Here is a 12,227-nt window from a genome sequence, read left to right as displayed (position 1 = left end):
AAAGAACTTGGACAAGGGATGACGAGATGCTGAAAAAATGGGTCATAATTGGCTTTGGAACGTCGATGATTGGAATTGGCATTAACGGGTTTATCCTCCCCTTCCACCTAATAAATGGCGGGTTTTTTGGGATTAGTCTGTTGGCCAATTATCTTTGGGACTTAAACCCGGGAATTATATTTATTCTATTGAATATACCGGTTTACTTGTTTGCGATTAAATATGAACCAAACCTTTTTATCGATGGCTTAATAGGTGCTATTGTTTCAGGGGTAATGATTCAATTTTGGCTGCCGCTCGGCGGTGTCTTTCATATGCCTATCTTAAGCAGTATCATAATTGGTGCCATTATAATCGGGATCGGTGTTGGCGTCATGTTAAGAAATCATATCAGTCCCGGCGGAATCGACTTGCTTGCGCTGATTATTTCCAAATGGTCCAAGGTGAATGTAGGGTTGGTTGCCTTAACCATCGATGGAATGATTATTATTTCAGGTCTGCTTCTACTAAAGGATCCAAAATTCTTGTATTCATTAGTCATTGTTACGATTATCGGTTTATTAATCAGCCTTATTACCTCGATTGGCAGAATTGAAATTTCAAAAATTAAATAAGTAAAGATGACGATGTTCACCATTTATTCACTCATTTTTCAGAATTGATTGCTATGATAATAGTAAAAGGAAATTTTTTGAAATGGAGTGTTTAGGGTGAATATTTTACTGGCGGAAGACGATGTCCGGCTGGGAAAAATAATGACACACTTGTTAAAAAAAGAATTTCATCTTGTCGATTGGGTGACCAGTGGCAAAGAGGCATATGACAATGCCCGCATCTATAACTATGATGTTATTATTCTGGACTGGATGCTGCCCGAGGAAAGTGGACTTTCTGTCTGCAAACGGCTGCGCGAGAAGGAGATCCAAAGCGGCATTTTATTTGTTACGGCTAAAGGTGCCAATGAAGACATCATCACTGGTTTAGATTCAGGAGCGGATGATTACATTGTAAAACCATTTGAGTTTAATGAGCTTTCGGCACGGATTCGGGCAATTTGCCGCCGGAAGGAGAAACCTGTTGAGGAATTGATCGCGATCAATGATTTCTCCTTGAATCTGAATACCCATGAATTAAAAAGAAATGGGTATATAATTGATTTAACAAAAAAGGAATATCAATTATTGGAATTGTTGATGCGAAACGCAAATCAAGTTATGACAAGAGAAATTTTGTTCGAAAAGCTTTGGGGCTATGATTCTGAAGTTTCGGATAATGCGCTTGATGCCCTAGTGAAATTGGTGCGCAAAAAGGTTGATATTCCTGGAAAGCCTTCCTTAATTCAAAATGTCCGTGGAATCGGCTATAAGGTGAGAAGTACCAATGTTTAATCAAGTGAAAAGGCGTTTAACGGTTGTTTATACCTTATCGCTGGTCAGTTTGCTTGTTTTGTTTATTGGAATCCTCTACTTCCTTATTTCGCATGAAATCAATGCAAAGGAAGAGGAGCAGCTAATTGGGTATTTTGACAAAGAAAAGTCTGATTTCCTCGAGGACCTTTATGAGGGCGAACACCATGGAATTGATTATGATCCGAACCGAACGATATTTTATTATGTACTTAACCACAAGAAAGAGTTTGTGTATGGGGAGGAAAACATTCGGGGATTTTATCGATGGGTGGGAAATATCCCAATTACAAATGCTGACCAAGCGGAAAGGATTCAATGGGAAGATAAGCATTTACTTGTCGAGATACATCCTCTTGGTTCTAATGGCTTTGTCGTCCTAGGAATGGATATTACCTCAGAAAAACACTTGATTCAAAAAATCACATGGACGTTGATTGCTTTAACGGTATTTTTTAGTTTGATTTTTGCCTATTTAGGTTATTATTTTGCTGGACAAGCGATGAAGCCAATTAAAACAGCTTATCACAAACAGGAAAAGTTTGTTTCCGATGCCTCACATGAACTTAGAACTCCATTAAGTATTTTTTACAGTTCGATTGACCTGTTAAACCGCGAAGAGAGTCAGAATATGAGTCCACTTGGAATAGAAGTTCTTCATGATTTACAAACTGAAGCCCAATTAATGAATAGACTGGTCAATGATTTACTCCTATTGGCCAGAAGTGATAAGAAACAATTAACCATGGAGATGAAAGAGGTTAATTTATCGGAATTGTTAACATCCATATACAAGCGGTTCTTACGGAAGAAACCAGCCAATATCATATTTGCGCAAAAAATTGAACCTGAAATTTTTCTAGTTTGCGATGAAACAAGGATACAGGAATTAGTATATATATTGTTGGATAATGCATTCAAGTATACAAATGAAGGGACAGTAAAGCTTACATTAACATTAAAATCTGCTGAAAAAGTTATTACTGTTGAAGATTCAGGGTGCGGCATTGCGCAAGAAAATCTTCCTTTTATATTTGACCGTTTTTACCGGACAGATGCCTCAAGAGCAAAAGGCGGCTCCGGTTTAGGTCTATCAATTGCCAAGTCGATTGTAGAGGCCCACGGTGGAAAAATATCGGTGCAAAGCATGCTGGGTAAAGGCAGTGTTTTTACGATCACAATAAAAGACAAAAATTAAAACGGCAGGATTGGCTGCCGTTTTAATTTTTCAGTTTGCCTTGCTTAGCCTCAGAGCCATGCAAGATGGTTTCGATATATTTTAGGATTGATAGAACTAAAATGAGAGAAATACTGCCGGCGTATAAAACCAATGCCCACCGCTCTGTTGAATCTGTTCCAATCAATAGCCCGTGCAGAACCATTAGCACCCAGGCCGGAAAAACTGCAAGATGGAGTTTTTTCCAATTTTTTATCCCTAATTTTTTTATGAAAAAATCTGAAGAAATCATCACAATGAAAAATAGATAAAATGATAATGTGCCAAGAGCAGAATATATTGGTTGATTGTTTGCAAGTAAAGGGACAAAAAGTTCTGGAATAGAATACGGAACATATTGATCGCGCCAAATTAACATGAGATGAAAAATAATCGTCAACAAACCATACCAGCCGCTGATTTGATGAAGGGAAAGAAGATAGGCTTTCTTTTTCTTCATCACCGTAAAGGAACTGACCAACCCGATAGCAAGGGAAGTGGTCATGAAAAAATAGGCCAAAAATCCAGAGCTTCGAATCAATGTCCATATCGAAATATAGTCGTTTATCAAGATATCACCTTCCTTTAAAGGTAGTAATCGTTTCATCTTCATGAACCAGTAGCACTGAATAGTGGGGGGTTATATCCGCCAATGCCTCCATTAATGTACAATCTTTTTCCATAAAGCAAAGCTTAGCCATTACCTCTGCGTCCTGGCAGTTTTCTGTAATGACAGTTGCTTGAAGGATTTTTGATTCAACTGGCAGACCTGTTTTCCCGTTTAATAGGTGGTGTTTTTTCTCATTCTCCTGTACCCAACTGCGATAGACGATATTAGAGGTAGCGATGCTTCCGTTTTTTAATGGAATAGTAGCCATTTCTTGCTTTTCTTCAAAAGGGTGGGCTACACCGATTTTCCATTCCTTCTTTCCATCGGACCAGCACGTCATATCGCCGCCGCCGTCAACAATCCCTGACTTGGCCCCACCGATATTTTTTAGCCATCGTGCTGCAGTTTCAACGGCATAGCCTTTACCAATACCTCCTAAATCTATTTGATTTCCACTGTGTTTTTTTATCGTAAAGGTCTCAAAGTTGAAAATATATGGCGTGTGTTCATCAGTACAATTGACTGGCACTTCGTTCCCAACTTTCAAACTAGTTTGAAATGGAAAGGAGTTTGTATAGCCGTGGTACTGCATCTGGGCAAGTAAATAGGGTGAGAAGTATCCTTTCGTCTTCTTGCGATATTGTTCTGCCTGATAGAGTACGTCAAAGAGCGGAGGGGACACCTTAGCGGTTTCTCCCGGCGCCAATCTATTCAATAATCCGAGTTCATTGTTGGGAGTAAAACGAGACCATTCCTTTTCAACATAGCGAATCCATCCGGTCATAATCTCCTTCCAATTTGAATTGAGAGTATTGGAGATGGCAATATAAAATGACGTGTTCATTGCCTCTAGGACCAAAAAATCAAAATCATCATGATCTTCGGGTTTGGCGGTCACTTTGTCTTACACCTCCCGAGACAGATTCTCCGTTTATGACAAAGTTAGACCAATCAAGTTTGGCATATTCCCTTTCTTCTTTGCTCATTGATTTTGTTAGAGACAGGTCATTCACAACAGACCCCTCATTTCCCGGATTTGTCCCAATTTGTGTGATGACAAAAGCTGTAAGAGCGGTTCCTGTTACGCCTAGCAGCCATTTTGATTTCGTTGATTTTGCCATTTTCCTCACCTTTCCTTTATAGTGGTTTTAAAGTGAATGCTGAATTTGTGTCATCCCAGGAGACGCGAAAGCCCAGTCCGTTTGCTGCTACTGAGATTGGAAGGAATACGGAATTTTCCATATAGACAGCTTTTGTCGGCATTGGAGTTTTCCGTTGATTTTCATAGATTGCATTCGAGCCTGCTCGAACAATTAATTCCTTATCACCCTTTGTGAGGATGCAAATTCTACTCTTAGGGTAAAAAACTGCCTGTGCTCCCACAGTATCAGCAAATGCCTTTGCTGAAATAAGCAGTTGCCCATTCTGTGGAATGATGTAAAGGCGAGATTCCTGGTTACCATTGTTGACTGCCATTTCGGATGGACTATCTACTGGTAAAACGTTATTGGCATTAGTTCGCGGTTCCCGTGTCCATATATTCCAAAATTCTTGTGATTGGGCTTGCGTGACGGGACTTTGGACCTGATTTTCCCACCCCTCGAAGTCGTCATCATGATCTTCCATTTCATAGTCCTCTTCATCATTTTCATCGTTAGACTGAAAATAATCACGCTTCCCATCATCGTCATCATCCGCTATAACAGCAGTTGTTCCAATTGAGAAAATCACAAATAAGCTGGCAAGTACGGTAAATAATTTTTTCTGTTTCATCATCGATTGGACACCTCCATTTATCTTATTAACTGAAGTTTAGCCCCTTTGTCTGAAAGGAATCTGAAAAGACTATGCTAAAATAAAAAAAGTTCAGTTTATAAGAATGGGGAATGGTCATGAAACCAGTTAGAGATCGAATAAAGGAAAATTTAGCTGTTTTATTCGTAGGCTTTAATCCCGGGGTCCGCTCAAGTGAAACAGGCCATCATTTTGCAGGGCCAAGCAACCGTTTTTGGAAAATCCTTCATGAATCAGGGTTGACACCAAGAAAATTGGACCCATCGGAAGGTGATGTATTGCTGGAATTAGGAATGGGGATTACAAATATAGTGGCAAGGCCGACAAAAGCAGCTGCTGAAATCACGAAGGAAGAATTCAAAGAAGGCAGGGACATTTTAAAACAAAAGATTGAAAAACTGAAGCCTCAAATTGTTTGTTATGTTGGAAAAGGCGTATATCTGGAATACAGCGGCCGGAAAACAGCCCTATGGGGGATACAGGAGGAGGCCATTGTGCAAGGGGCGGTTGACTTTGTTGCGCCGAACACAAGTGGATTGGTCAGAATGAAGCTCGATGAGATGGTGGGGATTTATCGGGAGCTTGCCAGGTTAGTCGCAAAGTAAAACGACGGCTCAAGGAGTCCGTCGATTCTTTTTATTGGTATTTTTTTTGATAGTGGGTTAGGGCGATAAGCGGGAAGATGTACCGGTAGCTGTGATAATGTATATAGAAGGCTCCGCCCATTCCCTGTCCTTTCGGATATTCTGTTGTCCAGTCGTCTTTATCTAACGATTCTAATAGATAGGCAATCCCTTTTTGGATGACGGCAGTTGGTTTAGGGGCAAGCGTAATCAAGGCATCAAGTGCCCATGCGGTATGTGTAAGGGTACTGGATTTGAGTGGAACGTAGGTCTTTTGATAATCGCTGTGACAGGACTCTCCCCAGCCGCCATCCGGATTTTGAATATTTTTTAACCAGTCCGCGGCTTTTTGAATACGTGGGTCCCTTTCTGGTACGTCAACTGCCAGTAATCCGGTGATGGCTGCCCAGGTTCCATACGTATAGCAAATTCCCCAGCGGCCATACCAGGAGCCGTCCCGTCTTTGGTCTTTCCAAAGCCAGTTGATCCCTTTTTTTATGACAGTATGGTTTTTGGGCAAATTTGTATAATTACCAAAGAACTCTAATGTTCTTCCAGTTAGATCGGCACATGTCGGGTCCTTTAGCAAAAACTCGCCTTTTTCTAACGGCAATAATTTTAACAAATTTGAATCAGTTTTTCTCTCAAAGGCTGGCCAGCCGCCGTTGTCATTTTGCATCGACAACGTCCAGCTGATTCCCCTCTCCCAAGCCGCTTTTTCAGAGGAGGCAATTCTTGAAAGTGATCTAAGGGAGGCGGTAGTGTCATCCACATCGGGCAGGATTGTATTTATATTCGAAAAGCCCCAGCCTCCGGGCAAGCTGTTGGGATTATGAATCACCCAATCGCCAAATTTATGCTGCTGGCGGCTTAAAAGGTAACGATTTGCTTCTGTCACCATTGTGTCTTCCGGTGATAATCCAGCTGACTGCAAGGCAAAGCAAATTAAGGATGTGTTCCAAACTGTGGCCGTTGTATATTGCATATGTGGGAACCCGTTTATTTCACATTTCATGGACTTTAGTCCCTCGATCGCTTTTGTAATAGTGGGGTCCGTTTTTTTGTAACCAAGCGAGAGTAGGGCGAAAATCATTAAAAAGGTACTGCTGAAGTAACTTAAAAATGTTCCGTCCGGTTCAATTCTGTCCAGCATGTATTTTTTTGCTCGTTCAAATGCTAGTTTTCTAAGCTCTTCAGGAATGCCAATTAAATTCTCCACTCCCTCTTCAATCAAGGATAACAACGAGCGCCATTCATCCGAGCGAATCCATTGTTCGTCTACCTCCCGATGGATGTGCAGGTCGGTTAAGTCGGGGGCATTTTTAGCTTTGATTGCTAATTTCTTGGCGGCGAGAATCATTATCGGTGTCAAATTAGCCCGCCCAAATACAGAAAAGGAATAGAAATTGATCGGGAAGTTAGTCGGCAAAAGAATAACTTCAATCGGCAGTGGTGAAAACGATGGCCATCTGTATTGGCCAGTAAGGGCAAGCATAATTTTGGTAAACGTACTAACCTCTTTTAGACCGCCATGGGTCAAAATAAATTTCTTTGCCGCCTGTAAATTCTTGTCTTCTTTTGAATAATATCCGGAGAAAAGGAGGGCATAGTACGCCTCCAGTGTAGATGATACATTTCCATTTCCCTCGTCATAAAAAAGCTTCCAAGCCCCGTTTTTTTCCTGCTTACTTACAATCCGCCTGCAAAGTCCTTGGATTAATTCCTCATCATGTATCTCCAATGTGCGTAATAAAATGATGGTATAAGCATCTGTTGAAATTCCTGTATCAAAAGGATAATCCCAGGAGCCGTCAGGAGATTGGTCTTTTTTAAGGCTGTCAATAATCCAATCGATACCCTTTTGTATATCCACCATCATGATCACTCCTTTCTCAGGCAAAACTCCTTAGGCTATACATATTCCTATTGTGCAAGGACCATTCGTATTGGGGGTATTTGCCATGTTTTTTTGGAGAAATCGTGACAAACCGCCGCTTGAAAGCATCCGGGCAGAATTAAGAAAAAAAAATAAAGGGGCAGCTGTGGTCCAGATCCCGTTAACAGGGAGAGATCAAGTTCTTTTAGAAAATATAAAAAAGGAAACAGCAAAGCATAACCTTAATAATGTCACAAGGACAAAAGCTTACCTTGATTTCTATCTCCAGTACCCAGATATCCAATGGGCGTTTTTGGGTCATATGGTTTCACGAAACGGCGGGTACAACATGACCGATTTAAAAGGGGAATTTTTAACGAAACTGCTATCAAAAAAAGAAAGAGATTCGTTTTTTTCTTTTTTGGAGAGAGGCAATTGGCTGATTTTCCAGGATGTTTATCCGCAATTTCTGCTTTATGAGGAAAGTCTGCGCAGGGGTAGACCAATGTTTTATATGCTTTCGCATTTAAATGTTTCGACCTTTATGGAAACGATTTGGAATCATTTTTGGGAAAATCATGACCGCTATATTCATTGTATTGCAATGGTCATTAACGAACAGAGTTACTTGGAAAAAAGGGTGGTTCAAAATCCGGTTTACCAGAAAGAGGTATTAAATAAGTTTGAATTTATTCTACAGGACGTGCTTTCCTTCAACCATATTCTATTTCCTTATGGGGATGGCGGACTGAAGGGCCAGACGCTTCACCAATTTGAATCCCTGCATGAACGGATTTTACTTGGGAAAAGGTTATATTCCGTTCTTTTTAAAAATAAAGATTTTCATATACAGGCTTTGGAATGGGCAAAATTGCATCCGCATACTGGATCGCGAAAGGATTATTGGCCGCATCTTTTTAATAATGTGAATGAGGGGACACCCGGCATAGCTTATCCGCTGCGCTTGAAATCCTGCAGGCTTAGGAAGGGAGCGAGAAGATTTTACAGCCCGAATCTTGAAAATGCCTGGAAAAATGTCAGCCAGACGGAAGCGGAGCCTCGTGATTGGTTTGAAGACTGGCGTGTTGCGGATTATCTAGTGGACGATATGGAAATGATGGACGGGGAGATAAGGGATGAATACTGTAAAACGCTTGAACGGCTCGAAATCGCAGCTCTTGCCAAAAAGACGATTAACTTTTAAGCATGTGTTGGCTGGCGGTGTGCTAGGATCATTAATAGGGACTTATTTGGATCTTTATTTTGTAGGGAAGGGAATGTATGAGTTTACGTTTCGCCCGCTAGCGGACGTTTTTTCCATAAATATCGGGTTTACGCTGGTGGTGCTTCCGATATTTATGGCCGTTTTTTTATATGTGATTGCTGGTTTGAATAAATGGGGGAGGATGGGTGTAATCCTGTTTGCCAGCTTATTGATGCCCATTCTAGAAAAATTAGCTGAGGTTCTTGGCTTATTTAAGCATGCGGTGGAGTGGAAGCACATTTACACTTTTTTTTTGTATCTTTTATTTTTATCAGCGGTAACGACGTTTTTTCAATGGCTGGAAAAAGAAGAAAAATAAAAAAGCCGAGACATAGTCTCGGCTGCCCCTTCCGTCCGTACAGTGGTTAAGTGTCCCGCAACAAGCGAATGTTCGGAAGGGGTAAGATTATTTTAACACACTCTTGTAAGAAATATAAATGGGCAAATGTGCCAATACTTTCTTTTCTTTGATGAAAAGTGTATGATTAAGATGATTTTTTACATAAGGAGTGTTATATATGGCTAAAAAAGGATACATATTGATGGAAAATGGCGCGAAAATTGAGTTTGATCTATTTCCAAACGAAGCGCCGGGGACAGTTGAAAACTTTGAGAAACTGGCGAACTCTGGTTTTTACAATGGGGTTATTTTTCATCGAGTAATTCCGGGCTTCGTATCTCAGGGTGGGGACCCTACAGGAACAGGTATGGGTGGCCCTGGCTACACTATAAAGTGTGAAACTGAAGGAAATCCACATAAGCATGTACCTGGTTCACTTTCCATGGCTCATGCGGGAAGAGACACTGGCGGCAGCCAATTCTTTATCGTTCATGAATCACAGCCGCACCTAAATGGCGTTCATACTGTTTTTGGGCAAGTAACTTCTGATCTTGAGGCTGTAAGATCAATGAGAAACGGTGACACCATGAAAGAAGTACGCGTTTTTGATGAAGAATAATTTTAACGGGAGAGCTAAATTTTAGCTCTCTTTTTCATTAGGACTAATATCGTGTAACAAGGGGAAAATATCTTCACTAATTCACAACGGGGGTCTTTATATTGAAGAAATTCGTGGTTTTCCTCCTTTTACTATTGGTTCTTCTTATTAATACAAAAGTGATTGCAAAGGAATCAGAGGCAAAAAACCTTAAAGCGGCCATTATTATTGATGACTTTGGGGGCTGCGTCAAAGGGGTGAGTGACTTTCTTGAAGGAGATGTACCTATTACAGCTGCGGTCATGCCTTTTACCGACAATTCGAAAAAACACGCGCAATTGGCCCATAAAAATGGCTTTGAAGTCATGATTCATTTGCCGATGGAGCCAAAAAGAGGGAAACGTTCATGTCTTGGACCTAAACCCATTACTGCTGACCTATCCCCAAAGCAAGTAAGAGAACGTGTGTTAGAGGCTGTTAAGGGCGTTCCGTATGCTGTCGGACTTAATAATCACATGGGCTCGTTGACAGTGGCACAAGCAGCAAATCAAAATTTCCTGAGATTGCAGCCGAAATGGGTGTTCCTCTATTAAAGAATGATGTCTTTCTGGATGATATTACATCCTCCGCACATGTCCGAAAACAGATGAACCTGCTGGTAAAAAAGACTGAGATAAAAAGAAAGGCTATTGCGATTGGCCATGTTGGAGTGACTGGGAAAGTCTGCTCGAATGGAATTTTGCAGTCGATGGACGAGTTTAAAAAGAAGAATATCAAAATTGTTCCTGTATCACAGCTTTTTGACTATCAATTAATTGAAAAGAAATTTATCCCCTAATAATAAAGGCAGCAGTTCGTTGCCTTTTTCCATTTATTTTCTGAACAAAATCCTTTCCGTGTGTCTCCTTAAGCTGATACAATGACCTTTATTAAATAGAATAAGAGTTATAAGGGAGTAGGATCAATAAATGAAACTAGTTTCTTGGAATGTGAACGGTCTTAGAGCTTGTGTGAAAAAAGGCTTTTTGGAATATTTTCATGAAGTGGATGCGGATATCTTTTGTATTCAGGAAACGAAATTGCAAGAAGGGCAAATTAGTCTGGAGTTAGACGGCTATCATCAATACTGGAACTATGCCGTTAAGAAAGGCTATTCAGGTACGGCTGTTTTTACAAAAGCTGAACCGTTATCAGTTAAATATGGAGTGGGACAGGAAGATGATGAAAATGAAGGTCGAATTCTTACATTAGAATTTCCTGATTTTTTCTTGGTCAATGTATATACACCAAACTCCCAGAGAGACTTAGCAAGGCTAGGGTACCGTTTGGAATGGGAGGTGCGGATTCTTCAACATCTGCAAGAGCTGGATAAGATAAAGCCTGTTGTCTTTTGCGGCGATTTAAATGTTGCCCACATGGAAATTGATTTAAGGAATCCGAAATCAAATGTAGGGAATTCCGGCTTTACAGACGAAGAACGTGCTAAAATGTCTACACTTCTGGAGGCAGGATTTGTTGACAGCTTCCGCCATTTCTATCCGGATAAAGAGGGGGCTTATACGTGGTGGTCATACATGAATAAAGTTCGAGAAAGAAATATCGGATGGCGGATTGACTACTTCATCGTCTCGCAAACTTTATGTGAGCGTTTAAAAAATGCTGATATTCACGCTCATGTTATGGGTAGTGACCATTGTCCAGTAGTGCTGGAAATACATTAAGGATTATGTTAAAAAAACCCTTTGCCAGGGAAAGCTTTGGCAAAGGGTTTTTTTAACCTTAAATTTCATTAAGAGGTGTTCCTAGTTCGTCAAATTCAGGATTCTTATCTGAATCGGTTGAATTGCCTAGTTGTTCTTGAGCGCTTGAGTCGACGAAATCTGTATCATTTTCTTTTTTCATTGGATTGAAATTCATATTAACAGCCCCTTCCTAGAGAAAAATTACTTAAGTATTTTTTCCTAAGCAGAAGAAAACTAAACATTTTTTAAAAATAAAAAATACTATTTGAAATGAACTTTTATCATAGTTAAAAATAGCAGTTGACGAACATTCATTTGAGTAGTAATATAATCATTGTCGCTGATGCGAGATAGTTGGAAGAAAAGTTCTGTTTCATCGATTATCTTGATGAAGGTTGACAAAGAGAAGACATTATGTTAATATAACAAATGTCGCTAATCGATAGATTAGTAGATAGTTCTTTGAAAACTAAACAAACAAAAACGTCAACAAACAATAATATTCGTTTCATTTGAAATGAAGCCAACGTAACATTTTTGAGCTAATCAACTCAACTTCATTGGAGAGTTTGATCCTGGCTCAGGACGAACGCTGGCGGCGTGCCTAATACATGCAAGTCGAGCGAATCATTGGGAGCTTGCTCCTGAAGATTAGCGGCGGACGGGTGAGTAACACGTGGGCAACCTGCCTGTAAGACTGGGATAACTTCGGGAAACCGGAGCTAATACCGGATAATTTCTTCCCTCACATGAGGGGA

General features: G+C 40.4%; 14 protein-coding genes, 1 rRNA gene and 1 pseudogene. 10 read left to right on the top strand and 6 right to left on the bottom strand.

Annotation, left to right across the window (positions count from 1 at the left end; translation table 11 throughout):
• The first annotated feature begins 26 nt into the window (after positions 1-26).
• The 3 genes from ACNQGS_RS26405 to ACNQGS_RS26395 all read left to right on the top strand — a co-directional run bounded on the left by ACNQGS_RS26405 (position 27) and on the right by ACNQGS_RS26395 (position 2,604).
• Complete coding sequence (locus tag ACNQGS_RS26405; RefSeq protein ID WP_491489983.1) at positions 27-614, top strand: YitT family protein; 588 nt, start codon at positions 27-29, stop codon at positions 612-614.
• A 96-nt stretch (positions 615-710) separates the two neighbouring features.
• A complete protein-coding gene (locus ACNQGS_RS26400; protein WP_491489982.1) occupies positions 711-1,388 on the top strand; it encodes a response regulator transcription factor in 678 nt (225 codons plus the stop codon).
• Positions 1,381-2,604, top strand: coding sequence for a sensor histidine kinase (locus ACNQGS_RS26395; RefSeq protein WP_491489981.1), 1,224 nt, complete (start codon positions 1,381-1,383; stop codon positions 2,602-2,604). The genes ACNQGS_RS26400 and ACNQGS_RS26395 overlap by 8 nt, the downstream gene beginning before the upstream one ends.
• Before the next feature lie 22 nt (positions 2,605-2,626).
• On the opposite strand, the gene ACNQGS_RS26390 is transcribed toward ACNQGS_RS26395, so the two are convergent.
• Genes ACNQGS_RS26390 through ACNQGS_RS26375 form a run of 4 tightly spaced genes read right to left on the bottom strand, consistent with a single transcriptional unit; the run spans position 2,627 to position 5,008 of the window.
• A complete protein-coding gene (locus ACNQGS_RS26390) occupies positions 2,627-3,193 on the bottom strand; it encodes a ferric reductase-like transmembrane domain-containing protein (RefSeq protein WP_491489980.1) in 567 nt (188 codons plus the stop codon).
• Between the two features lie 4 nt (positions 3,194-3,197).
• The gene (locus tag ACNQGS_RS26385; protein ID WP_491489979.1) at positions 3,198-4,130 is read right to left on the bottom strand and encodes an FAD:protein FMN transferase; all 933 of its coding nucleotides are present in this window, start codon (positions 4,128-4,130) and stop codon (positions 3,198-3,200) included.
• Positions 4,105-4,353: a hypothetical protein gene (locus ACNQGS_RS26380; protein ID WP_464566178.1), complete on the bottom strand. Its 249-nt coding sequence runs from the start codon at positions 4,351-4,353 to the stop codon at positions 4,105-4,107. The genes ACNQGS_RS26385 and ACNQGS_RS26380 overlap by 26 nt, the downstream gene beginning before the upstream one ends.
• A gap of 16 nt (positions 4,354-4,369) precedes the next feature.
• Complete coding sequence (locus ACNQGS_RS26375) at positions 4,370-5,008, bottom strand: copper amine oxidase N-terminal domain-containing protein (RefSeq protein ID WP_491489978.1); 639 nt, start codon at positions 5,006-5,008, stop codon at positions 4,370-4,372.
• 116 nt (positions 5,009-5,124) lie between these two features.
• Here ACNQGS_RS26375 and mug point away from each other — a divergent pair, with 116 nt between their 5' ends.
• A complete protein-coding gene (mug, locus tag ACNQGS_RS26370; protein WP_491489977.1) occupies positions 5,125-5,631 on the top strand; it encodes a G/U mismatch-specific DNA glycosylase in 507 nt (168 codons plus the stop codon).
• A 31-nt stretch (positions 5,632-5,662) separates the two neighbouring features.
• Here mug and shc read toward each other — a convergent pair whose 3' ends face one another.
• A complete protein-coding gene (gene shc / locus ACNQGS_RS26365) occupies positions 5,663-7,528 on the bottom strand; it encodes a squalene--hopene cyclase (RefSeq protein WP_491490010.1) in 1,866 nt (621 codons plus the stop codon).
• Between the two features lie 82 nt (positions 7,529-7,610).
• On the opposite strand from shc, the gene ACNQGS_RS26360 reads away from it, so the two are divergent.
• The 5 genes and pseudogenes from ACNQGS_RS26360 to ACNQGS_RS26340 all read left to right on the top strand — a co-directional run bounded on the left by ACNQGS_RS26360 (position 7,611) and on the right by ACNQGS_RS26340 (position 11,448).
• Positions 7,611-8,729, top strand: coding sequence for a DUF2515 domain-containing protein (locus ACNQGS_RS26360; RefSeq protein WP_491489976.1), 1,119 nt, complete (start codon positions 7,611-7,613; stop codon positions 8,727-8,729).
• Entirely contained in the window at positions 8,662-9,108 is a 447-nt protein-coding gene (locus ACNQGS_RS26355; protein ID WP_491489975.1) for a CBO0543 family protein, read from the top strand. Before ACNQGS_RS26360 ends, ACNQGS_RS26355 begins: the two co-directional genes overlap by 68 nt.
• A 199-nt stretch (positions 9,109-9,307) precedes the next feature.
• A complete protein-coding gene (locus ACNQGS_RS26350) occupies positions 9,308-9,748 on the top strand; it encodes a peptidylprolyl isomerase (RefSeq protein WP_491489974.1) in 441 nt (146 codons plus the stop codon).
• 113 nt (positions 9,749-9,861) lie between these two features.
• Positions 9,862-10,565: pseudogene (locus tag ACNQGS_RS26345) on the top strand (divergent polysaccharide deacetylase family protein).
• A 130-nt stretch (positions 10,566-10,695) separates the two neighbouring features.
• Positions 10,696-11,448 carry an exodeoxyribonuclease III gene (locus tag ACNQGS_RS26340; protein WP_491489973.1) on the top strand — a complete coding sequence of 251 codons (753 nt, stop codon included), beginning with the start codon at positions 10,696-10,698 and terminating at the stop codon, positions 11,446-11,448.
• 58 nt (positions 11,449-11,506) lie between these two features.
• On the opposite strand, the gene ACNQGS_RS26335 is transcribed toward ACNQGS_RS26340, so the two are convergent.
• Positions 11,507-11,644, bottom strand: coding sequence for a hypothetical protein (locus tag ACNQGS_RS26335; RefSeq protein ID WP_423798731.1), 138 nt, complete (start codon positions 11,642-11,644; stop codon positions 11,507-11,509).
• A gap of 382 nt (positions 11,645-12,026) precedes the next feature.
• Between ACNQGS_RS26335 and ACNQGS_RS26330 the strand changes: the two genes are divergently transcribed.
• Positions 12,027-12,227 (top strand): 16S ribosomal RNA (locus ACNQGS_RS26330); the annotation flags it as partial.

The organism is Neobacillus sp. PVCKKU3 (assembly GCF_058323225.1).
This window is presented reverse-complemented; position numbering and strand designations above follow the sequence as displayed.

Bases quoted from the DNA above. Each gene is read 5' to 3' on its own strand.
- ACNQGS_RS26405 (WP_491489983.1), top strand. From the start codon at position 27: ATGCTGAAAAAATGGGTCATAATTGGCTTTGGAACGTCGATGATTGGA.
- ACNQGS_RS26395 (WP_491489981.1), top strand. From the start codon at position 1,381: ATGTTTAATCAAGTGAAAAGGCGTTTAACGGTTGTTTATACCTTATCG.
- ACNQGS_RS26380 (WP_464566178.1), bottom strand. From the start codon at position 4,353: ATGGCAAAATCAACGAAATCAAAATGGCTGCTAGGCGTAACAGGAACC.
- ACNQGS_RS26375 (WP_491489978.1), bottom strand. From the start codon at position 5,008: ATGATGAAACAGAAAAAATTATTTACCGTACTTGCCAGCTTATTTGTG.
- mug (WP_491489977.1), top strand. From the start codon at position 5,125: ATGAAACCAGTTAGAGATCGAATAAAGGAAAATTTAGCTGTTTTATTC.
- shc (WP_491490010.1), bottom strand. From the start codon at position 7,528: ATGATGGTGGATATACAAAAGGGTATCGATTGGATTATTGACAGCCTT.
- ACNQGS_RS26360 (WP_491489976.1), top strand. From the start codon at position 7,611: ATGTTTTTTTGGAGAAATCGTGACAAACCGCCGCTTGAAAGCATCCGG.
- ACNQGS_RS26355 (WP_491489975.1), top strand. From the start codon at position 8,662: ATGAATACTGTAAAACGCTTGAACGGCTCGAAATCGCAGCTCTTGCCA.
- ACNQGS_RS26350 (WP_491489974.1), top strand. From the start codon at position 9,308: ATGGCTAAAAAAGGATACATATTGATGGAAAATGGCGCGAAAATTGAG.
- ACNQGS_RS26340 (WP_491489973.1), top strand. From the start codon at position 10,696: ATGAAACTAGTTTCTTGGAATGTGAACGGTCTTAGAGCTTGTGTGAAA.
- ACNQGS_RS26335 (WP_423798731.1), bottom strand. From the start codon at position 11,644: ATGAATTTCAATCCAATGAAAAAAGAAAATGATACAGATTTCGTCGAC.